Origin of the sequence: Mangrovibacter phragmitis (assembly GCF_040429585.1) — a bacterium.
GTDB classification, from domain to species: domain Bacteria; phylum Pseudomonadota; class Gammaproteobacteria; order Enterobacterales; family Enterobacteriaceae; genus Mangrovibacter; species Mangrovibacter phragmitis.
Map to the genome: position 1 here is coordinate 617,261 of NZ_CP134782.1, position 23,663 is coordinate 640,923.

Annotated in this window: 16 protein-coding genes; 6 read left to right on the forward strand and 10 right to left on the reverse strand. The window is 50.1% G+C overall.

Going from position 1 to position 23,663, the window contains the following annotated elements; translation table 11 throughout:
* Positions 1–109: 109 nt before the first annotated feature.
* The 4 genes from aat to trxB form a co-directional block, all read right to left on the reverse strand.
* On the reverse strand, positions 110–835 hold the full coding sequence (aat, locus tag MPHASIOC01_RS02880) for a leucyl/phenylalanyl-tRNA--protein transferase (protein ID WP_064599961.1): 726 nt from the start codon (positions 833–835) through the stop codon (positions 110–112).
* 205 nt (positions 836–1,040) lie between these two features.
* Complete coding sequence (locus MPHASIOC01_RS02885) at positions 1,041–2,759, reverse strand: heme ABC transporter ATP-binding protein/permease CydC (RefSeq protein WP_064599963.1); 1,719 nt, start codon at positions 2,757–2,759, stop codon at positions 1,041–1,043.
* Positions 2,759–4,522: a heme ABC transporter permease/ATP-binding protein CydD gene (locus MPHASIOC01_RS02890; protein ID WP_064599965.1), complete on the reverse strand. Its 1,764-nt coding sequence runs from the start codon at positions 4,520–4,522 to the stop codon at positions 2,759–2,761. Before MPHASIOC01_RS02890 ends, MPHASIOC01_RS02885 begins: the two co-directional genes overlap by 1 nt.
* 114 nt (positions 4,523–4,636) lie before the next feature.
* The gene (gene trxB, locus MPHASIOC01_RS02895; protein ID WP_353613884.1) at positions 4,637–5,602 is read right to left on the reverse strand and encodes a thioredoxin-disulfide reductase; all 966 of its coding nucleotides are present in this window, start codon (positions 5,600–5,602) and stop codon (positions 4,637–4,639) included.
* 490 nt (positions 5,603–6,092) lie between these two features.
* On the opposite strand from trxB, the gene lrp reads away from it, so the two are divergent.
* From lrp to serS, 5 genes are all read left to right on the forward strand, one after another.
* Positions 6,093–6,587: a leucine-responsive transcriptional regulator Lrp gene (lrp, locus tag MPHASIOC01_RS02900; RefSeq protein ID WP_000228469.1), complete on the forward strand. Its 495-nt coding sequence runs from the start codon at positions 6,093–6,095 to the stop codon at positions 6,585–6,587.
* Positions 6,588–6,705: 118 nt separating this feature from the next.
* Positions 6,706–10,716: a DNA translocase FtsK 4TM domain-containing protein gene (locus MPHASIOC01_RS02905; protein WP_353613885.1), complete on the forward strand. Its 4,011-nt coding sequence runs from the start codon at positions 6,706–6,708 to the stop codon at positions 10,714–10,716.
* 154 nt (positions 10,717–10,870) lie between these two features.
* Entirely contained in the window at positions 10,871–11,482 is a 612-nt protein-coding gene (gene lolA, locus MPHASIOC01_RS02910; RefSeq protein WP_064599970.1) for an outer membrane lipoprotein chaperone LolA, read from the forward strand.
* A gap of 7 nt (positions 11,483–11,489) precedes the next feature.
* On the forward strand, positions 11,490–12,833 hold the full coding sequence (locus tag MPHASIOC01_RS02915) for a replication-associated recombination protein A (RefSeq protein WP_353613886.1): 1,344 nt from the start codon (positions 11,490–11,492) through the stop codon (positions 12,831–12,833).
* A gap of 93 nt (positions 12,834–12,926) precedes the next feature.
* Positions 12,927–14,219: a serine--tRNA ligase gene (serS, locus tag MPHASIOC01_RS02920; RefSeq protein WP_064599972.1), complete on the forward strand. Its 1,293-nt coding sequence runs from the start codon at positions 12,927–12,929 to the stop codon at positions 14,217–14,219.
* An 89-nt stretch (positions 14,220–14,308) separates the two neighbouring features.
* On the opposite strand, the gene MPHASIOC01_RS02925 is transcribed toward serS, so the two are convergent.
* The gene (locus MPHASIOC01_RS02925) at positions 14,309–14,833 is read right to left on the reverse strand and encodes a GNAT family N-acetyltransferase (protein ID WP_353613887.1); all 525 of its coding nucleotides are present in this window, start codon (positions 14,831–14,833) and stop codon (positions 14,309–14,311) included.
* Positions 14,833–15,396, reverse strand: a complete 564-nt coding sequence (locus MPHASIOC01_RS02930; RefSeq protein WP_064599975.1) for an XRE family transcriptional regulator — start codon at positions 15,394–15,396, stop codon at positions 14,833–14,835. The genes MPHASIOC01_RS02925 and MPHASIOC01_RS02930 overlap by 1 nt, the downstream gene beginning before the upstream one ends.
* 396 nt (positions 15,397–15,792) lie before the next feature.
* On the opposite strand from MPHASIOC01_RS02930, the gene MPHASIOC01_RS02935 reads away from it, so the two are divergent.
* Entirely contained in the window at positions 15,793–16,941 is a 1,149-nt protein-coding gene (locus MPHASIOC01_RS02935) for an MFS transporter (protein ID WP_064600273.1), read from the forward strand.
* A gap of 124 nt (positions 16,942–17,065) precedes the next feature.
* Here MPHASIOC01_RS02935 and pflA read toward each other — a convergent pair whose 3' ends face one another.
* From pflA to ycaO, 4 genes are all read right to left on the reverse strand, one after another.
* Positions 17,066–17,806, reverse strand: a complete 741-nt coding sequence (gene pflA / locus MPHASIOC01_RS02940) for a pyruvate formate lyase 1-activating protein (protein ID WP_353613888.1) — start codon at positions 17,804–17,806, stop codon at positions 17,066–17,068.
* Between the two features lie 278 nt (positions 17,807–18,084).
* Positions 18,085–20,367, reverse strand: a complete 2,283-nt coding sequence (pflB, locus tag MPHASIOC01_RS02945; RefSeq protein ID WP_064599978.1) for a formate C-acetyltransferase — start codon at positions 20,365–20,367, stop codon at positions 18,085–18,087.
* Between the two features lie 50 nt (positions 20,368–20,417).
* Complete coding sequence (focA, locus tag MPHASIOC01_RS02950) at positions 20,418–21,275, reverse strand: formate transporter FocA (protein ID WP_036107749.1); 858 nt, start codon at positions 21,273–21,275, stop codon at positions 20,418–20,420.
* A 393-nt stretch (positions 21,276–21,668) separates the two neighbouring features.
* Entirely contained in the window at positions 21,669–23,438 is a 1,770-nt protein-coding gene (gene ycaO, locus MPHASIOC01_RS02955; protein ID WP_353613889.1) for a 30S ribosomal protein S12 methylthiotransferase accessory factor YcaO, read from the reverse strand.
* Between the last annotated feature and the right edge of the window lie 225 nt (positions 23,439–23,663).

Below are 23,663 nucleotides of genomic sequence, written 5' to 3' on the forward strand. Positions count from 1 at the left end.
TGGAATACGCGCGGGGTACCTGAAAGGCAATTCCTCTACGGTGAAAAGGCGGTGCCGAAATCTGAGCGGCGATGATTATACCACCCTCAATAAAAATATGCGTAACACATTATTCAACCGGGGAAGGTTTCCAGCGAGGCCCGCTAAATATTACCTGAGGAACCCAGCATAAATGAGACAAAGGCTGTTTACGCAAGCGATCCAGTTCATCAAGATAAGTACGACGGGGTATTTCCACTGCACCAAGAGACTGGGTATGAGGGTTGATAACCTGGCAGTCTATTAATTCTCCACCCTGGCGGGCGAAATAGTCGCAAAACACCAGCAGTGCAGTTTTAGAAGCATTTTCCTGGCGGCTGAACATGGATTCACCACAGAATAATCTTCCCTGTGTTACACCATAAATCCCGCCAACCAGTTGTTCTCCCTGCCATACTTCAATCGAATGAGCATGCCCCAGTTCATGCAGGCGTATCCAGGCACTTTTCACGTCAGGGGTAATCCATGTGCCTTCATCGCGGTCATCAGCACACCCAGTAATCACTTGCTCAAAACAATAATTCAGCGTAACGCGAAAAGGGGAACGCTGATGGAACCGCCGCATACTTTTACTGATATGAAATAGGGTAGGGTAGAGCACCGCCCGGGGATCCGGCGACCACCAGAGAATGGGATCCCCTGGCGAATACCAGGGGAAAATCCCGCGCTGGTAGGCCATCATCAACCGTGATGGGCTAAGATCCCCCCCTAATGCCAACAGGCCATTTGGCTCGCGCAACGCAGCCTCTGGCGAGGGGAAAGCAATAGAGTGACGTGAAAGTTGCACAAGGCGCATACAACCGGACTCCACACGACAAAAAGTTGCAAAGAAAAACACGCATATTCAATCTGCCTGGCGCTGGCTGCGGCAGAAGAGTGAATAAGGGCCTGTCATCGTCACTATGCGCGTACAAACAGAAATACGCACCAATGATTATCGGCTGATACAGCCAGAATCTTCACCGATAGTATGCAGATAGTGAACATTTACCGGTGATATTTCACCGCTGGCAAAACTGCGCATAGCGCCCCATTTGTTCCAGCAACTCTGCGTGAGTACCTTGCTCAATAATGCGCCCATTGTCCATCACAATTATTTTGTCAAAATTTGCGAGCCCGCTAAGACGATGAGTGACCATCAATACGGTTTTGCCCTGAGTAACACGATGAATCAAGTCGAGTATATGGTGTTCTGTCTGCGCATCAAGTCCTTCTGTTGGCTCATCGAGCAATAAAATGGAAGCATCATGCAACAGGGCGCGGGCGAGACCAATACGGCGTAATTCACCGCCGGAGAGTTGACGCCCACCTTCACCCAGCCACTGGTTAAGACCTTCACCTTCCAGTAACTTTTGCAAAGAAACCTGCTCCAGAACCGCACTGATTTGCTGGTCACTGGCTCCAGGTGATGCCAGCAGCAAATTATCGCGCAACGTGGCACTGAATAAATGAATACGCTGGGGAACAACACTCATGGATGCACGTAATGCCGATTCATCCAGGTGGCAGAGTTGTGTGTTACCAATATGGATTTCACCACTTTGTGGATCCCAGGCGCGTGTGAGAATTTGCAGCAAAGTAGATTTGCCGCAGCCGGTTTGCCCTAATAAAGCAATACGCTCCCCGGGGCTGATTTGCAGCGAAATATCAGTAAGGGCTTGCTGGTGCTGGCCCGGGTAACTGAAGCTCACCTGGTTAATCGACAGCTCACCCTGAGCGGGTTGTGTAGCACTGGCTGCGCTGAAGTTTACCACTGGCTGTTGTTCAGTAAGTTGCCCGATGCGCACGGCAGATGCAGTCACCTGCCCAAGGTGTTGAAACGCACCTGTCACAGGCGCCAGCGCCTCAAAAGCGGCTAAGGCACAGAAAACAAACAAGGCAATGAGTGCGCCGGGAGATGTATCGCCGCCCACACCACCGGCAGCCAGCCACAACATCACGACGACAGCAGTCGCTCCGGCAAGCAACATCAGCGCCTGAGACAATGCGGTTAGCCCGGCCTGGCGGCGTTGCGCTTCATGCCACGCATATTCTGTCTCATCCAGTTCTTCACGGTAACGGGCATTGGCGCCAAACAGGCTCAGCTCGGCCTGGGACTGAACCCAGGTTGTGAGACGCTGGCGATACAAACCGCGCAGGGCCGTCAGCTGTTCGCCGTTTTGTTTACCGGCACGGTAGAATGCGGGAGGCATCACCAGCAAGGTTAACAACATTATACCGCCCAGTGTCAGTGCCAGATGAAGGTCGAGCCAGCTCAGCCCGTAAGTGACGACTAAAATGACAACCAGCGCACCAATCAGTGGTGAAATAACTCGCAGGTAAAGGTGGTCCAGCGTATCCACATCTGCCACTACGCGGTTCAGAACGTCACCCTGGCGAAATTGTTGTAACCCGGCAGGTGAGAGGGGCAGCAATTTGCTAAACGTGAACACGCGCAGATGTTCAAGTACGCGAAATGTCGCTTCATGGCTGACCAGCCGTTCGAAATAACGCCCTGCGGTACGAAGTATCGCCGCGGCACGGACACCGGCAGCCGGCAACATATAATTAAAACTATACAGACCAGCGGTACCGACAACAGCGGATGCAGAAAGGAACCAGCCAGACAGCGTTAACAGCCCGATACTGGCAAGCAGGGTGATGATAGCGAGAATAACACCCAGCAGCATCAGCCACTTATGGCGCTTCCACAGAGCCAGCCAGGGAAATAATGCTTTCATCAGATAGCCTCCTGACGATGTTGCAGCAAATCAGCAAACGGGCCGGTTTGACTACTTAATTCAGAGAAATTGCCTTGCTGCACGATTTTGCCATCCTGCATAACCCAGATTTGATCCCAGTTTTTTATAGTATCAAGCTGGTGAGTCACCATCAGTGTACTTTGCTGTAAGGCTGCATCGTTAAGTGCCTGCATAACACGTTGTTCGCTTTGTGCATCCAGACTGGCTGCGGGTTCATCCAACAGCAACAAGCGGCAGGGCTGTATCAGCGCTCGTGCAACGGCAACTCGTTGTGCCTGGCCGACTGATAAGCGTGATGCTCCGTCGCCAGTGCGGGTATCAACTCCCTTTGGTAACTGGCCGATAAACTCATGTACCCAGGCACGTTGCATGGCATCGGTGAATTGTTCTTCACTGGCTTGCGGCGCGCCAAGCAGAATATTGTCTCGCAGAGTGTCTGCTGGCAGGAGCGGGTTTTGCCCAACCCAACTCAGGAGATGACGCCAGGTGGTGAGGTCAATTTCGCGGAATTCGGTACCATTGACGGTGAGTGTTCCTTCATAAGCGAGGAAACCGGAAAGCAGGTTAACCAGGGAGCTCTTGCCAGCACCACTCACGCCGACCAGCGCAATACGCTCACCAGGATTAATGGTGAACGAGAGTGGTCCGGCAAGGGTATGTCCTTCGTTTGAAAGGATAACCAGGTCCTGCGCTTCCAGGGTAACAGGCACATCTTCCAGTCTCTGTGTACCTTGTTGCGGGTATTGCAGCGGTGCTTCCATGAAGGTTTTCAAACTGTCTGCTGCACCAATTGCCTGGGCTTTAGCGTGGTAAAAGGTGCCCAAATCACGAAGTGGCTGGAAGAATTCTGGCGCCATAATCAGTGCCAGAAAACCAGCGAACAGGGTAATACCTGTACCATAATGGCCAAAATTGAATTCACCCAAATAGGAAAAGCCAAAATACACAGCAACCAGGGCGATAGACAGCGATGCGAAAAACTCCAGTACTCCTGAGGAGAGGAATGCCAGACGCAGCACTTCCATGGTTCGCTGGCGGAAATCGCGGGATACCTCACCCATAGCGTTAATTTCTGCTTCGCCACGGTTAAAAATACGCAGCGTCTCCATCCCTTTTAGCCTGTCGAGGAAGTGAGCGCTCAGGCGAGCCAGCGCCAGAAAGTTACGCCGGTTGGCATCTGCGGCCCCCATACCTACCATTGCCATAAACAATGGAATGAGGGGGGCGGTACAAAGCAGAATCAGTGCTGCGGCCCAGTTGACCGGAAACAGCGTAATCACAATTAACAATGGCACGATGGCGGCAAGTGACATTTGTGGTAAATACCGCGCATAGAAGTCCTGCATATCTTCAACTTGCTCAAGAATCAGCGTTGCCCATGCACCAGCGGGTTTCCCCTGAATCCATGCAGGCCCTGCTTGTTGCAGACGTTCAAGTGCCTGTTTGCGGATATGCTGGCGAATATGTTGCCCTGCATGGAAACCGGCTTTCTCGCGCAGCCAGACAACCCAGGCACGCAGAATGAATACCAGAATCAGTAATGCGAAAGAGAGCAACAGAGCTTCCCGGGGGATCTTCTCCATTATCATCTGGTTAAGTAGCGAGGCAAGTAGCCAGGCCTGAGCGATAATCAGGATACCACTTAACGTACCGAGGACACGGGAAATGCTGAGCCAGCGACGTGAGAGAATGCTTTGCTTTTTCAGCCAGAGAGTCAGTTCTTGTTGACGGGTTTTATTCATTGCGTTCGGTTTGCCGGGTTGATTAAGTGCGCCGACAGGCGGCTAGGCGAGGCAATGTTACAACGCGCAGAAAAGAAAGGCGACCTATTAAGTCGCCTTATGTGTTTGGATCAATTACTTTGTTTCAGACAAACCGTCCAAATACCGTTCTGCATCAAGTGCGGCCATGCAGCCAGTACCCGCGGAAGTGATAGCCTGGCGGTAGATATGGTCCATGACATCGCCAGCAGCAAAGACACCTGGGACGCTGGTTTGCGTTGCGTTGCCGTTAATCCCTGACTGCACTTTGATATAACCATTTTCCAGTTCAAGCTGGCCTGCAAAAATGGCGGTATTAGGCGAGTGACCAATTGCTACAAACAGACCCGCCACCTCGAGGTTTTCTGCTTCACCATCAGGGAGAGTGCTGGCAAGACGCAACCCGCTGACGCCCATTTGGTCGCCAGTCACTTCTTCAAGGGTACGGTTGGTATGCAGCACAATATTGCCGTTCGCCACTTTATCCATCAGGCGGTTAATCAGGATTTTTTCCGCACGGAATGTTTCGCGGCGGTGGATAAGATGTACTTCAGAAGCGATGTTAGACAGATACAGCGCTTCTTCAACTGCGGTATTACCCCCACCGATGACGGCAACTTTTTGATTGCGGTAAAAGAAACCATCACAAGTTGCGCAGGCGGAAACCCCCCGGCCTTTAAATGCTTCCTCTGAAGGCAGGCCAAGGTAACGGGCTGACGCGCCTGTAGCGATAATCAGCGCATCACAGGTGTATTCGCTGCTGTCACCAACCAGCAGAAAAGGCCGTTGAGATAAATCAACGCGGCTGATATGGTCGAAAATAATCTCAGTATTAAATTTGGCCGCATGCTCATGCATACGCTCCATCAACAGCGGACCTGTCAGGTCGTTCGGATCGCCCGGCCAGTTTTCGACTTCAGTTGTGGTCGTCAATTGACCACCTTTTTCCATTCCGGTAATTAACACCGGGTTCAGATTAGCGCGCGCAGCGTACACAGCGGCTGTGTAACCGGCGGGACCGGAGCCCAGAATAAGAAGTTTGCTATGTTTAGCCGTGCCCATGAGATCCCCATTGTTGTTGGCAGACAGTTGGGGAAAGATTGTAGGAAATTTGTCACGTTAAAAAAAGGGTGCAGCGAAGTTGTTAACGAAATGTCTAATAGATGAAACCTATGAATCGCGCGAAATCAGTTAAAATGAATAAATAACAGACAAAAAAACGGTGTCAGAAAGACACAAAGATGACGAATTATCACCTCTTGCAACTATAATCTGGCACGTTTCACTAAAAAATGATGTTTTACTTTGACAATACGCTGGGCTTTTGCGAAAACATTTGTTGAAGAAAAGCATACTTGTTATGTGGAATGTCTGTTCTGTATGAAAAGTGATGCATTTACCGTGCGATTGACATCCTCCCATGGTGTGGACAGACGCCATGTGGGATATCGATGGTGGCTTTCGGGCAAGCGGTCTTCTCAATCGTATCCTCGAACAGTGACGTAAAGGGGAAATGGCAGGAGTAGGGAAGGAATATAGAGAGACAATAATAATGGTAGATAGCAAGAAGCGCCCTGGTAAAGATCTCGACCGTATTGATCGTAACATTCTTAATGAATTGCAAAAGGATGGGCGTATTTCTAACGTCGAACTCTCTAAACGCGTGGGTCTTTCCCCAACGCCGTGTTTAGAACGTGTTCGCCGTCTGGAAAGACAGGGTTTTATACAGGGCTACACAGCGCTGCTTAATCCACATTATCTGGATGCATCACTTCTCGTTTTCGTTGAGATTACTCTGAATCGTGGTGCGCCGGATGTGTTTGAACAGTTCAATGCTGCTGTACAGAAACTTGAGGAAATTCAAGAGTGTCATCTGGTTTCAGGGGATTTTGACTATTTGTTGAAAACCCGTGTACCGGACATGTCTGCTTACCGTAAACTGCTGGGCGAAACCTTGCTGCGACTGCCGGGTGTGAACGACACCCGTACTTATGTCGTTATGGAAGAAGTCAAGCAGAGTAATCGTCTGGTTATTAAAACCCGTTAACACCAGACAGGTGCAAAATCGGCTGAGTTTGATTACACTCCTGTTAATCCATACAGCAACCGTATCGGGGAACCGGTACGGTTGTCGATTTTAGCATAACCCCCCTGGAGAGTTTTTCTTGAGCCAGGAATACACTGAAGAAAAAGACGTTGTACTCACTTCCCTCAGTAGCGGAAGGCGTGCACTGGAAGCCATCCTGATTGTGGTGGCTCTGTTCGCTGTCTGGCTGATGGTGGCGTTGTTGAGCTTTAACCCCTCAGATCCAAGTTGGTCACAGACCGCATGGCATGAACCTATCCACAATTTATGTGGTAAACCCGGCGCATGGCTAGCGGATACGCTGTTTTTCATCTTTGGCATCATGGCGTACATCATTCCTGTCATTATTATCGGGGCATGCTGGTTTGCGTGGCGGCACCGTGTGCAGGAAGAACTCGTAGACTATTTCGCTGTTTCACTGCGGTTGATTGGTGTACTTGCGCTGGTTCTCACTTCATGTGGGCTGGCGGCAATAAATGCTGATGACATTTGGTATTTTGCCTCAGGCGGTGTGATAGGCAGTTTACTGAGTACCGCAATGATGCCGTTGCTCAACAGTAGTGGCGGAACACTGGCGCTGCTTTGTGTCTGGGCTGCAGGCCTGACGCTGTTTACTGGCTGGTCATGGGTCACAATTGCGGAAAAACTTGGTGCAGTTGTACTGGGTGTTTTAACCTTCGCCAGTAATCGTACGCGTCGGGATGATACCTGGCAGGATGACGACGAAGAGTATGACGATTATGAAGAACACGACGAATATGAAGAGGAACCACGCGAGCCAGTTAAGGCACAGCAAAGGGCATCACGCCGGGCGCGTATTCTTCGTGGTGCTTTAGCACGCAAACAACGGTTGAGTGAAAAATTTGCTAATCCGCTTGGTCGAAAAACAGACGAAGCGCTGTTTTCTGGCAAGAAGATGGACGATTCTGATTTTGACCCAACAATACCTGCTGCAGCTATGGCTGACGATGTGCTGTTTTCCGGTAACCGGGTAACTGATTCGGCAAATGAAGTCGTCGAGAATGACCCACTGCTGAGTGGTTACCGTATCACTCAGGAAAACGAATATCAGCACTATGCTCAGGCACGGCAAGGTGTGGATCAGGGCATGGTAAGTGCGCAACCAGGCGATGCCGGGCAACCGGATGTTCTGTTGCAGGATTATTACTCTGGTATGGCACCTGCAGCCGATGAGCCGCAGGGTACTCAGCCAGAATATGTGCAGCGGGCCAGCGCAGCTTATACTCCTGACCCTTACGCTGAGCCGGTGGGATCTGCACCAGCTCAGTATTCAACACCAGGCGGCTATGGTGAACCCTCCCAGTATCCAGGGGCTTCTGACTTACCTGTTGAGCCTGCGCCGTCCGCGCTGAGCCCTTATGCTGAAGAGCATTATAGTGATGCTGAACAGCCAGCTTACCCGCAAGAGTCTTATCCTGCTCCTGAACCGGATGGGGGCATAACAGGCACAGAATCAGGGTATAATCCGTACCACAGCCAGAATGCCGGTACTGAGCGCGACGAGTTGCCGCCAACGGAACCAGAGAACTCTGGAGAACACCAGGTGAACAACAAGGCTGTACGGCCACCTCTCTATTACTTCGAAGAAGTGGAAGCGAAGCGAGCAAAAGAGCGTGAGCAGTTAGCTGCATGGTATGAGCCCGTGCCTGATCCGGATCAACTGGCGGCACAAGCGCGTGCACAGCAATCCTCTCCGGCATCAACGGGTCTGTCGCATACAGCGAATGGCCTTTCAGTTAGTGCAACTGCGGCAGCCGTTGCTGCTGGTGCAGCGCAGGGTGCTCACCATGGCGATTCCTCCGTGAATATAGCCCCACCGGTATTTGGTGTTGCCGGTGATGCTCCGCGTCCGCAGGTGAAAGAGGGTATTGGCCCACAATTGCCGCGGCCAAACCGTGTGCGTGTGCCTACCCGTCGTGAACTGGCTTCTTATGGCATTAAGCTACCTTCGCAGCGTGAAGCTGAAGCCCGTATGAAAGCGGAAGCGGCCCACCGTGAAGCACAACAACATTATGCTCAACAACACCAGGCAGGATCCTCGCCTGGTAATGAAGACGACGATGCGCAATATCAGTCTGAACTGGCGGCGCAATTTGCTGCTTCCCAACAGGCGCGTTTCGGCCAGCAATATGAGCATGACTATGCTGCTTCTGCACAGGCTTCTGTGCCTGACGGGCAGGAAGAAGATGCAGAAGAACAGGCATTAGCAGCCCAGTTTGCAGCCACACAGCAAGCACGTTATGGGGAAGAGTATCAGCACGATTTCCATGCATCCTCCGCCCGCCATTCCGTGTCTGTGGATGATTTTCTTGCACCGGTCACACATCCGGTGGCTGAAGGGCCGTTTGAGCCGGTCTTTACGCCTGATGCGGCTCAGGCTGCGGTTCCTTCTCGGCCCGTCGCAACTCCGGGGTACCAGCATGCGCATCCGGTTCAGTCGGTTAATTCCGCACCACAAACTGAGCAGCATGCACAGGCTGCACACCCGCATGGGCCTTCAGTAGCTCAATCATCACAACCGGGCCAGGACAGTCTGATTCATCCATTTCTGATGAGAAATGGCGACAGCCGCCCATTACAGCGCCCAACAACGCCACTGCCTTCACTGGATCTGCTAACCCCGCCGCCTTCAGAAGTGGAGCCGGTGGATACATTTGCGCTGGAACAGATGGCGCGTCTGGTGGAAGCGCGGCTGGCAGATTTCCGTATTAAAGCTGAAGTGGTTCATTACTCACCAGGGCCGGTAATTACCCGGTTCGAACTAAATCTTGCACCGGGAGTAAAAGCCGCCCGTATTTCTAACCTGTCACGCGACCTGGCCCGTTCACTGTCAACGGTTGCTGTACGTGTGGTAGAGGTTATTCCAGGTAAACCTTATGTTGGGCTGGAATTGCCGAATAAGAAGCGCCAGACCGTTTACCTGCGTGAAGTGCTGGACTGCCAGAAATTCCGTGAAAACCCATCACCACTGACGGTGGTTCTGGGGAAAGACATTGGTGGCGAACCTGTTATCGCTGATCTGGCTAAAATGCCTCACTTACTGGTTGCCGGTACTACTGGCTCAGGTAAATCAGTGGGTGTGAACGCCATGATCCTCAGCATGTTATATAAAGCGACACCAGAAGATGTGCGCTTTATTATGATTGACCCGAAAATGCTTGAGTTGTCGGTGTATGAAGGGATCCCACATTTGCTGACCGAAGTTGTCACCGATATGAAGGATGCCGCCAATGCGCTGCGCTGGAGTGTCAACGAGATGGAACGTCGTTACAAGTTGATGTCGGCACTGGGGGTGCGTAACCTTGCTGGCTACAACGAGCGTGTTCTGGAAGCTGAGAAAATGGGACGGCCAATTCCGGACCCATTCTGGAAACCTGGCGACAGTATGGATGTTACGCATCCGGTACTGGAGAAATTGCCGAACATCGTTGTACTGGTAGATGAGTTTGCGGACTTGATGATGTCTGTTGGCAAAAAAGTGGAAGAGCTTATCGCTCGCCTGGCGCAAAAGGCGCGTGCTGCAGGTATTCACCTTGTACTGGCAACCCAGCGCCCGTCAGTTGATGTCATTACCGGGCTGATTAAAGCAAACATCCCAACACGTATTGCGTTTACGGTATCCAGCAAGATTGATTCCCGGACCATTCTGGACCAGGGGGGAGCCGAATCTTTGCTGGGTATGGGGGATATGCTTTATTCCGGGCCCAATTCAACCCTGCCTGTACGTGTGCATGGTGCGTTTGTTCGGGATCAGGAAGTGCATGCAGTAGTTCAGGACTGGAAAGCGCGTGGCCGCCCGCAATATGTGGATGGTATTACTGCAGACAGCCAGTCTGAAGGTGGTGCAGGTGGTTTTGATGGTGGTGAAGAGCTCGATGCGTTGTTTGACCAGGCTGTTGCCTTTGTTGTTGAAAAACGTAAAGCTTCCATCTCTGGTGTTCAACGGCAGTTCCGTATTGGCTACAACCGGGCGGCGCGTATCATTGAGCAAATGGAAAACCAGGGCATTGTCAGTGAACAAGGCCATAATGGTAACCGCGAGGTACTGGCACCACCACCGTTTGAATAAGTTAACAAACCCCGGGAGCCGCTTTTGCGGCTCTTTTGCAAAGAAGCGTAAACAATTCAACTATCAGCTTTTTCTTCTGTTATTGCGACAGCTTTGCGGCCAGACTAGCCAGTTGAAAAACTTCACCTGGAATTGTGTTATTCGAGGATATGTAATGAAAAAGATCGCTATTGCCTGTGCGTTATTGTCAGTATTTACTGTCACTCAGGTGTGGGCGGATGCCGCTGGCTCGCTGAAGAGCCGTCTGGATAAAGTGAACAGTTTCCATGCCAGCTTCACACAAAAAGTGACTGATGGCAGCGGCAATGAAATTCAGGATGGGCAGGGGGAGCTGTGGGTTAAACGCCCTAATTTGTTCAACTGGCATATGATTCAGCCTGATGAAAGCGAACTTATCTCCGATGGTAAAACGCTTTGGTTTTATAACCCGTTCGTTGAGCAGGCCAGTGCCACATGGCTTAAAGATGCGACCAGCAACACCCCTTTTATGTTGATTGCCCGCAATCAGTCATCTGACTGGCAGAAATATAATGTTAAACAGCAAGGGGATGACTTTGTTCTGACCCCGAAAACCAGCAGTGGTAACCTTAAACAGTTTACAATTAATGTTAGCCAAAGCGGGACTATCCACCAGTTCAGTGCAGTTGAGCAGGATGATCAGCGTAGTGTTTACCAGCTCACCAACCAGCAAGATGGCGCGATAGATATGAGCAAGTTTACCTTTACGCCCCCGAAAGGAGTAACGGTGGACGATCAACGTCAGTGAGGCGGTTGTGAGTAATTTGCCACTCGATTTTTCCGACAATGTTTTCCAGCCTCTGGCCGCGCGTATGCGGCCAGAAAATCTTGCGCAGTATATTGGCCAGCAGCACTTGTTAGGGCCGGGTAAACCGTTACCTAAAGCGATTGAAGCGGGCCAGTTGCATTCGATGATCCTTTGGGGGCCGCCTGGAACAGGAAAAACGACACTGGCAGAAGTCATTGGTCGGTATGCCAACGCCAATGTCGAACGCATTTCCGCTGTTACCTCTGGTGTAAAAGAAATTCGCGAAGCCATAGAACGTGCAAGGCAAAACCGCCATGCGGGCCACCGTACTATCCTGTTTGTTGATGAAGTTCACCGCTTTAACAAAAGCCAACAGGATGCATTCCTCCCTCATATTGAAGATGGCACGGTAACCTTTATTGGCGCGACAACGGAAAACCCCTCTTTTGAGTTAAATTCCGCACTGCTTTCCCGGGCCAGAGTGTATTTATTAAAATCGCTCACGGCCGACGATATTGAGCAGGTACTGTTACAGGCCATGAATGACAGTGAGCGGGGCTATGGCGGTCAAAATCTCGTATTACCCGATGATACACGTCAGGCAATTGCTGAACTGGTGAATGGTGATGCGCGTCGTGCGTTAAATACCCTGGAGATGTTGGCGGATATGGCACAAACCGATGCCAGCGGTAAACGCATTCTGTCAGCAAGTTTGTTACGCGAAGTGGCCGGTGAACGTAGTGCCCGTTTTGATAACAAAGGTGATCGTTTCTACGACTTGATTTCTGCTCTGCACAAGTCTGTCCGGGGTTCTGCGCCTGATGCCGCGCTGTACTGGTATGCGCGCATTATTTCAGCAGGCGGTGACCCGCTGTATGTTGCACGCCGTTGCCTGGCTATTGCCTCTGAAGATGTTGGTAATGCCGACCCGCGAGCTATGCAGGTAGCGATTTCAGCGTGGGACTGTTTTACCCGGGTAGGCCCTGCTGAAGGTGAACGGGCAATTGCCCAGGCGATTGTTTACCTGGCGTGTGCGCCGAAAAGTAATGCGGTTTATACGGCGTTTAAGGCAGCAATGCATGATGCCCGGGAACAACCTGATTATGACGTACCGGTACATTTGCGTAATGCGCCAACCCGGTTAATGAAAGAAATGGGGTATGGTGAAGAGTACCGCTACGCACACGACGAAACAAACGCTTATGCGGCTGGCGAAAACTATTTCCCACCAGAAATGGCACAAACGCGCTATTATCACCCTACCAACCGTGGGCTTGAAGGCAAAATTGGCGAAAAGCTCGCCTGGCTTGCTGAACAGGACAAAAATAGCCCTATAAAACGCTACCGCTAATGCTGGCGTTGCGGTAAGGTTATCAACACTGCCCGTGATGCGTTTCACGGGTTTTTTTCTCAAATTCAATTCGATAAAAAGCACAGGATAAGCATGCTCGATCCCAATCTGCTGCGTAATGAGCCAGACGCAGTCGCTGAAAAACTGGCACGCCGGGGCTTTAAGCTGGATGTTGATAAGCTGCGTGCGCTTGAAGAGCGCCGTAAAGTCTTGCAGGTAGAAACTGAAAATCTGCAGGCAGAACGTAACGCACGATCGAAATCCATCGGCCAGGCGAAAGCGCGTGGGGAAGATATTGAGCCATTACGCCAGGAAGTGAACAAGCTTGGTGAGGCGCTGGATAAAGCCAAAGTTGAGTTGGAAACACTATTGGCAGAAATTCGTGAATACGCGCTGACTATGCCTAACCTGCCCGACGATTGTGTTCCTCAGGGTAAGGATGAGAACGACAATGTGGAAGTGTTCCGTTGGGGCGAGCCACGTCAGTTTGATTTTGAAATTCGTGATCACGTTAGTTTAGGTGAGGCGCTGGGTGGTCTGGATTTCGCTGCGGCGGTAAAACTGACCGGTTCACGTTTTGTGGTCATGAAAGGGCAGATTGCCCGTATGCACCGTGCTCTGAGCCAGTTCATGCTTGATCTGCATACAGAGCAGCACGGTTATAGCGAAAATTATGTCCCATATCTGGTTAACCATGACACGCTTTATGGGACCGGGCAACTGCCAAAGTTTGCCGGTGACTTATTCCATACACGTCCGCTGGAAGAAGAAGCAGACAGCAGTAATTACGCACTGATCCCGACAGCCGAAGTGCCGTTGACTAATCTGGCGCGTGATGAAATTCTGGATGAAGAGTCCCTGCCTTTGAAAATGACGGCACACACGCCGTGTTTCCGTTCGGAGGCTGGCTCTTATGGTCGTGATACGCGTGGCCTGATCCGTATGCACCAGTTTGATAAAGTCGAAATGGTACAGATTGTTCGCCCGGAAGATTCGATGGATGCACTGGAAGAAATGACAGGCCATGCAGAGAAAGTTCTGCAACTGTTAGGTTTACCTTACCGGAAGATGTTGTTGTGTTCCGGGGATATGGGCTTCAGTGCCTGTAAGACTTATGATCTCGAAGTCTGGATCCCGGCACAGAATACCTACCGTGAAATTTCTTCCTGCTCTAACGTATGGGATTTCCAGGCGCGGCGTATGCAGGCTCGTTGCCGCAGCAAGACAGAGAAAAAACCACGCCTGGTACATACGCTGAATGGTTCTGGTCTGGCTGTTGGCCGGGCGCTGGTGGCTGTGCTGGAAAACTACCAGCAGGCAGATGGGCGTATTCAGGTACCAGAAGTATTACGCCCTTATATGCGTGGCCTGGAATATATCGGCTAATCAAGTCTGCACTCTGTGTTGATGCCAGACACAGTAAAAAAGCGCCTGCGGGCGCTTTTTTTATGGTAAGCGTAGCTGTTAGCAGGGCATTACAACATGCAGTACATCCAGGTTGTTGAATGGGTGTGTTTGCCATCTGTGTCCAGTGCGAACCCCGGTGTCATTCCGGCAACCTCAAAACCGACTGACCGGTAAAGCGCTTCACCGGCATCACCGGTGCGGGTGTCCAGCGTCATCAGCGTTTTTCCCTGCTCCCGCGCATATTCCATGATGTGTTGCATCATTGCACGCCCCATACCGCAACGCCGGGCCTCAGGGTGCACAATCATTTTGGCGACTTCACACCGATGTGGCTGGTTGGGCGGCATGTGGGTAATCAACTGAACGGTTCCCAGCAGGTTGCCATCCAGCAAAGCGGCAAAGAGCACCCGCTCACCTGATTCAATATCAGGCTTTACATTTTCAATCCAGAATCGGCGTGCATCCTGCTGGTTGAATGGGTTGATAAAACTGATGGATGCACCTTGTGCCACGCTCTCAACCAGAAGGGAGATCAGTGATTCAAGGTGCTGTTCAAGCCCCGAACCATCAAGCTGTAATAAGGTGATTGTCACTACATGCTCCTTTTCGTCATGGCGATAATGTAACGTGCTGGTTGATTGTGTGTTTTAAATTGTGAACCGCCATACAGGCGATAGCGGAGACAGTCGCCTTCGCGCAGTTGATGTAGGGTATTTTCAATCGTCAGTTCCAGTGAACCTGATAACATCACCAGGTGATGCTCATGGCCTGCAAAGGCCGGGTGAGCATAATTAATGCAGTGGTTTGCCTGCAGGTTACCTTCAATGATTTCCACGCTGAGTTCACCACCTGGTGGTGAAACAATACGGCGCAGAAAACCATTGGCAGTATCTTCCCAGGTGGTTTGGCAGGCATGGCGAATCAGTGGCGTAAAATTCTGCTCCAGGGGGGCAAGCAGTTGCGATATGGGCAGGGAGTAGGTACTGGCAAGTCGCCCCAGTGTATCCGCTGTTGGGCTGACTTCCCCATTTTCAATACGTGACAAGCTTGCGCGGCTGACACCGCACTGGTCAGATAATTGTTGTAGTGTTAAACCGCGCGCGATACGCAAGTTTCGCAGAGATGTCGCCAGTGTTTGTACTGAGGTGTTATTCATGATTTTTATCTCTGTATCTCTTATTTGAGAAAATATCTCTTAAATGGGATTTTTGCAACGAAAAAGTTAACATCAGTGGCTGTATTCCATCGCTTCGGGTATAAACGGCGGCGGTTGTTTGCTTGCGCAGAACCTGCTCTGGAATGGGTAAAATCGAGGAAGAAGCAAGGTAAATTATTCCATGAAATTTTTGATATTATCCGTTCTGTTAATTTCTTTTTTATTAAAATAAAACAGTGTGTTATGTGTAAATAAAAAAACTTACCATGAGGTTATCATAAGAAATCTGAATTAATGGATTATTCTTGTACACCTGCTGTTAGCAGTGATATTGACTTTGTTTTTTTCAGTGGCATGATGCGCTCACTTTGTGGCCTCCCTCACGGTTTTACTTTAATGCGTACCTATTCTCGCCCAGTGCAATTATTGCTCTGTGGGCTACTTTTGTTGACTCTGGCGATTGCTGTTCTGAACACACTTGTTCCGCTTTGGCTTGCCCATGAGCAATTGCCTGTCTGGCAAGTGGGAATCGTCAGTTCATCCTATTTTTCCGGGAATTTACTGGGTACGGTGCTGGCCGGATGGTTGATTAAACGCCTGGGGTTTAACCGCAGCTACTATCTTGCCGCAATTATTTTCGCGATTGGCAGTGCAGGTCTCGGTCTCACAGTCGGTTTTTGGTCATGGTCTGTATGGCGCTTTATCGCTGGCATTGGTTGTGCACTGCTGTGGGTGGTCGTTGAAAGTGCACTGATGTGCAGTGGGACTTCGGCTAATCGTGGCCGACTGCTGGCGGCATACATGATGGTGTATTACGTGGGAACCGTCATTGGGCAGCTACTGGTCAGTAAAGTGGATACGGCGCTGATCAGTGTTCTGCCGTGGGCAGTGGCACTTGTCATGTCAGGAATATTACCGCTACTTTTTACCCGCATTACGGCGATGGAAAATATTAATCACCAGGCCACGCCAGTATTTAGCATGTTACGGCTGCGCCAGGCTCGCCTTGGTGTAAACGGCTGCGTTATTTCTGGAGTGGTACTTGGTTCGTTGTATGGCTTAATGCCGTTGTGGCTGAATCACCAGAATTATACCGATGCACAAACGGGTTTTTGGATGGCTCTGATGGTGAGTGCCGGTATTGTAGGGCAGTGGCCGGTTGGGCGCCTGGCGGACCGATATGGGCGTTTGCTGGTCCTGCGTGTGCAGGTGTTTATCGTTATTATTGCCTGTGTCGCCATGTTGTCTCAGGCTGCACTGGCTCCTGCTCTGTTTATCCTTGGCGCTGCCGGGTTCACACTATACCCGGTTGCGATGGCCTGGGCGTGTGAGCGTGTTGGTCCACACCAGTTGGTTTCAATGAATCAGGCTCTGTTGCTTAGTTATACCGTTGGCAGTCTGTTGGGGCCCGCGTTAACGGCTACGCTGATGCAACGTTACTCCGACAGCCTGCTGTTTATTACTATTGGCTCTGTGGCGTTCATCTACTTGCTGATGTTGTTGCGTAAGGCCGGAGAACATCCAACCCCTGTTGCACATGCATGAGTAGCCCTCACGACAAAAAGCCTCTGCATTGCAGAGGCTTTTGTGCTACACCCACCGGAGCGATTCCGGTGCTGGCTTAAAAGGGTGTTATCTGTATTTGTGAATAGTGCGCGCGAATACAGACTCAGTACATCACTTTATGCCCGTACTGCTCCAGAATCCCTTTCACACGCTCCATGGTTTCTTTCTTGGGTGGTTTGATGCCATCAAGCTTATATTCTTCACCCATTGCCACCCATTTGTGTTTGCCTAACTCGTGGTAGGGCAGGAGTTCAATTTTTTCTACATTGCCCATATCGCGGGTGAACTCCCCCAGACGGTGAGCAGAGTCATCATCGTCTGACCAGCCAGGAACCACAACATAGCGAATCCAGGTGTTAATCTTGCGTTTGGCAAGATAACGGGCGAATTCCATTGTCCGCTGGTTAGAGACACCGACCAGATTTTGGTGAATATCGTCATTGATTTGCTTCAAATCGAGCATGACGAGATCCGTAACATCTAACAGTTCATCAATCACTGGATCGTAACGCCTTACAAAGCCATTGGTATCCAGACAGGTGTGAATGCCTTCTTTCCGGCAAGCACGGAACCAGTCGCGCACAAACTCTGCCTGAAGGATTGCTTCGCCGCCAGATGCAGTGACACCACCGCCTGAAGCATTCATAAAATGGCGATAAGTGACGGCTTCTTTCATTAAGTCTTCAACGGTGACTTCTTTACCGCCGTGGGTATCCCAGGTATCACGGTTATGGCAGTAAAGGCAGCGCATCAGGCAGCCCTGGAAAAAGGTGATAAAGCGAATGCCCGGGCCGTCGACCGTACCGCAGGATTCAAAGGAGTGAATGCGACCAATTACTGACATTGCGATGTATTCTCCCGTTCGGGCCTGAAATGTTCAGGCGCGTTTAGCGTGGTCAATCTGTAGACGCCACGTCGAGTCTGTTTTGCGAGCTGGCCTTAAGCAGAGTCAGCTTGCAAAACGGGCTCACAGAGGAGGTGCGGTTTATAAGAAAGGCCCCACCAGAGTGGAGCCTTTATTTTATACCCTTCATCTTCCAGGTTGTAGTACCGCCGTTACTTTATCCTTCCCGGCATTACCGGGAAGGGGAGCGTCCAGGCTGGAAGGCGAAGCCTCAGCCATTACATGGACTGGGTGAAGGTACGGGTGATAACGTCCTGCTGCTGTTCTTTAGTCAGAGAGTTAAAGCGTACAGCGTAACCAGAAACACGGATGGTCAGTTGCGGATATTTTTCCGGATTTTCCATCGCATCAAGCAGCATTTCACGGTTCATAACGTTAACGTTGAGGTGCTGGCCACCTTCAACAGACGCTTCATGATGGAAGTAACCGTCCATCAGGCCTGCGAGGTTAGTTTTACGCACTTCATCGTCTTTACCCAGAGCATTCGGAACGATAGAGAAGGTATAAGAGATACCATCTTTCGCGTAAGCGAACGGCAGTTTAGCAACGGAGGTCAGAGAGGCAACTGCACCTTTCTGGTCACGGCCGTGCATTGGGTTAGCGCCAGGACCGAACGGAGCGCCTGCACGACGGCCATCCGGAGTGTTACCCGTTTTCTTACCATAAACAACGTTAGAAGTGATGGTAAGGATAGACTGAGTCGGAATAGCGTTGCGGTAGGTATTCAGTTTCTGAATTTTCTTCATGAAACGTTCAACCAGGTCAACAGCCATGTCATCAACACGCGGGTCGTTGTTACCGAACTGCGGGTATTCACCTTCGATTTCGAAGTCAACAGCCAGACCGTCTTCGTCACGGATAGGTTTAACTTTGGCGTATTTGATTGCAGACAGGGAGTCAGCTGCAACAGACAGACCAGCGATACCACAAGCCATGGTGCGGATAACATCACGGTCATGCAGAGCCATCAGAGAGGCTTCGTAGCTGTATTTGTCATGCATGTAGTGGATTACGTTCAAAGCGGTGACATACTGTTTTGCCAGCCAGTCCATGAAGTGATCCATACGATCCATAACTTCGTCGAAGTTCAGAACGTCGCCTTTCAGCGGTTCAGTTTTCGGACCAACCTGCATTTTCAGTTTTTCATCAACGCCGCCATTGATGGTATACAGCAGCGTTTTAGCCAGGTTAGCACGAGCACCGAAGAACTGCATTTGTTTACCAACGATCATCGGGCTTACGCAGCAAGCGATAGCGTAATCATCGTTGTCAAAGTCAGGACGCATCAGATCATCGTTTTCGTACTGAACAGAAGACGTGTCGATGGAAACTTTTGCAGCGAATTTTTTGAAGTTCAGTGGCAGTTTTTCAGACCACAGAATGGTCATGTTCGGTTCCGGAGACGGCCCCATGGTGTACAGGGTGTTCAGGAAACGGAAGCTGGTTTTGGTAACCAGAGTACGGCCATCAAGACCCATACCGCCCAGAGATTCAGTTGCCCAAATCGGGTCACCAGAGAACAGTTCATCATATTCAGGAGTACGCAGGAAACGAACCATACGCAGTTTCATCACCAGGTGGTCGATGATTTCCTGTGCTTCTTGTTCGTTCAGGCGGCCAGCTTTGATATCACGTTCGATGTAGATATCCAGGAAAGAGGACACACGACCGAAGGACATTGCAGCACCGTTCTGTGATTTAACGGCAGCCAGGTAGCCGAAGTAGGTCCACTGTGCAGCTTCACGAGCGTTTGCAGCCGGAACAGAGATATCGCAACCATATTTAGCTGCCATTTCTTTGATTTGGCCCAGGGCGCGATGCTGTTCAGCGATTTCTTCACGCAGACGAATGGTTGCTTCCAGGTCTTCGCCGTTTTCCAGTTTGGATTGCAGAGAAGTGAACTGAGCAAATTTGTCTTTCATCAGGTAGTCGATACCGTAAACGGCGATACGACGGTAGTCACCAATGATACGACCACGACCATAAGCATCAGGCAGACCAGTCAGGATGCCTGCTTTACGGCAACGCAGGATGTCCGGAGTGTAAACATCGAACACGCCCTGGTTGTGAGTTTTACGGTATTCAGTGAAGATTTGTTTCAGGCGAGGATCCAACTGGCGGTCATACGCTTTGCAGGAGTTCTCGATCATTTTGATGCCGCCGAACGGAATCAGACCACGTTTCAGCGGAGCGTCAGTTTGCAGGCCAACAATTTTTTCCAGGCTTTTGTTGATGTAACCAGCATCGTGAGAAGTGATAGTGGAAGCTACGTTGGTATCAAAATCAACAGGCGCATGAGTGCTGTTCTCGATTTTGATACCTTCCATGACTTTGTCCCACAGCGCGGTAGTCGCGTCAGTCGCACCGGCCAGGAACGCTTCGTCACCTTCATACGGGGTGTAGTTTTTCTGGATGAAGTCACGTAAGTTAACTTCATTCTGCCAGTCACCTTTTGCAAAACCTTCCCAGGCTGTGGCTAATTTTTCATTAAGCTCGGACATGTAACACCTACCTTCTAATGTGGATTTCTTATTTACTGCTTAGCATTGACTTAATGCTTGTCGCCGCCACGCAGGTAAATTACCCAGTACGTCAATCCAACTAACAAGCCACCGCCAATAATGTTACCTATTGTTACCGGGATAAGATTATCAGTGATGAAATGCATCACAGTCAGATGAGGAAATTGTTCCGGAGTCAGGCCAACAGCAGACCAGAATTCCGGGCTGGCAAAGTTACGAACCACGATTCCCATCGGGATCATGAACATATTTGCAATACTGTGCTCGAAGCCGCTTGCGACGAACATCGCTACCGGTAATACCATAATGAACGCTTTATCCATCAGGCTACGACCAGAATAGCTCATCCAGACAGCCAGACAGACCATCAGGTTTGCCAGGATGCCAAGGCAAACAGCCTCAACAAAAGTGTGATGTAATTTATGGTCCGCAGTCTGGAGTACATTTAACCCCCAGGCACCATTCGCGGTCATATATTCACCGGACAGCCACATCAGCAATACAAAGAGTAGTGCACCAACGAGGTTACCGACATAAACATTTAACCAGTTACGGGCCAGTTGACCCCAGGTGATGCGCCCACTTGCCTTGGCTACAACAATCAACACGGTTGAAGTAAACAGATCTGCGCCGCAAATGACACACAGAATAAGCCCCAGTGAGAAGCACACCCCGCCTATCAATTTTGCAACACCGAACGGCATACCAGCAGTACCGGTGGTTGCGGTTATATAAAAGACAAACGCAATTGAGATAAATACACCCGCAGTAATCGCTAAATAGAAAGTCGTTAGCGGATGCTTAGTTGCTTTATAAACACCTGCGTCTTCGGCAACTTTTGCCATGGCAGGTGGTAGTAAAAGATCAAAAGGGTTGTCAGCTTTCACACTAACTCTCTCTTAATTAATTCGGCGAGATGATACTAACAAAGCATTATAGAGTAGAATTTGATATGGATCATAACCCGCCAGTGTAATAGACCCGAAAACCACATGGATTCTTGCGGAAAACGGCATAATATTATGAATTTAATAGGAAAAATATTTTTTAAATTTTACAAATAGTTTTGAATTTTCTTTTTAATCCCCCTGGTTGGCGTTAAAGAATCTGCCATAAATAAGTCAGATTAGTTACATATTATTCTGTGAAAATATATTTTGGTTACTCGGCATTAACCAATGTGCTACATATTAATGGGGATTAGCACAATAAAAAAGCGGGGCAAAAAAGTTGCCCCGTAATATAGCCTTTCATTATCGCTGCGCCTACAGGCAAAAGCATTATTTATCCTGCTCACTCCACCAACGCTGTTTGGCTTTTTGTAGCTTTTGATAGGCTGCCAGTAATGACTGATGCGCAGGCAAGGCTTCCAGGTTTGTATCTATAACAGGCAGGCCGTAGAAGGCTGACTCGCCTGTTAATGCCGCCTGAGCATCAGCCAACGCTTTTGCACCGTACATGCGAGTAAAGGCTGACTGGTATTGCGCCGGGTCACGCTCTTCTTCATGTGCAAGCAACAATAATGTCTGCAGGCAGCGATAGTAGTTAGCACGCTCTGCACTGAATATGGATGCGTTGAATTCCATGGTCCATTCAGTCCAGATTAATGCCTGCTCCAGAGAGCCACCGGCCAGTGCCAGCATTGCTTTCAGCTCACCAATACGCAGGGTATACCAGCCATTTTGATTGCCGGTCGCCAGGCCTAACAACTCACGCACACGGGTGAAATCGTCCAGACCTTCGTCGTCGAGTTGCTCAATCAGGGCCAGATATTCTTCTGGTTGCAGTTTGCTGCCAGGTAACGCCATGATAGTTTCCCGTAAATGGCTGCCCATATTGTTGTTCGCCAGCCACAAATCATCAGCCGGGTAGATATCAGACATCCCCGGAACCAAAATACGGCACCCATAAACCCCAAGGTGTTCATAATCGGCGATATAGACCTCTTTGCCTTCAGTCTGGAAGATAGCCATCAAGGTGGCGAATTCTTCGTCGGTGGTGCCTTTAAATGACCAGTCGACGAAAGGATAATCAGCGTCATCTTTAAACAGATCCCAGGAAATTAAGCCGCTGGAATCAATGAAGTGGGTTTCCAGATTGGCGTGCTCACCGACTTCTTCATCATCAAATGTTGGTGGGGTGAAAACATCGAGGTCTTTCAGGCTGCGGCCCTGGAGTAATTCAGTCACTGTACGTTCCAGTGCGACACCAAAGTCAGGATGTGCGCCGAATGAGGCAAAACAGGTGCCGTTGGCCGGGTTAAACAGTACCACACAGATGACCGGGTATTTTCCACCCAGCGAGCCATCATAGGCAAAGATAGGGAAACCTTCCGCTTCCAGTTTGGCAATGGCTTCCACCACGCCCGGATAGCGAGCCATTACATCATCAGGGATAGCTGGCAGGCTAATAGATTCAGCAATGATACGGTTTTTGATATGCCGTTCAAATACTTCGGATAAAGCCTGAACTCGCGCTTCATACCGGGTGTTCCCCGCAGACATCCCATTGGAAACATACAGGTTACCAACAATGTTCATTGGGATATAAATCGTCTGGTCGTCGGACTGACGGGTAAATGGCAGGGCACAGATACCACGTTTGGAATTGCCCGATTGCAGGTCAACAAGCTGGCTGGCAGTCAGGGCCTGATCCGGGTCGTAAAAGGCACGCAGGTGGGCATCGAGGATCCCTTCAGGTAATTCATCATCATCTGGCAGAGGAAACCATTTCTCGTTGGGGTAATGGACGAAAGGCCCATTAGCGATGGTGTCACCTAACCAGAAATCGGCAAAAAAGTAGTTGGTGGAAAGGCGTTCAAAATATTCCCCCAGCGCAGAAGCGAGAGCCGCCTTGCGAGTTGCACCTTTCCCATTGGTAAAACACAGCGCACAGTCTTTGTCGCGAATATGTACAGACCACACATGGGGAACAGGATTTAACCATGAGGCTTCTTCAATATTGAACCCCAGTTTGGTCAATTGTTGCTGGAAGCGGGAGATGGAGTCTTCCAGAGCGGCATCTTTGCCGGGAATATAAGTTTGAGTCATGGTGTCCACTTTGTTCGTACGAAAAGGGCGCAATGATACGTTTTTTCCTTTTCGCGTGCTACGAATATGCCACAGCGCAAGGAAATCATCTTGAGTATGAATACAAAAAATTTACTCATCTATAACATGCTGATTGCGTCACAGGTGTGACAAATAAAAAGATAAAATTATCAGTCTGAGCGTATTTCCCCGAGTAATCTGCCGACCAGTGCTGGTCTGATGTTA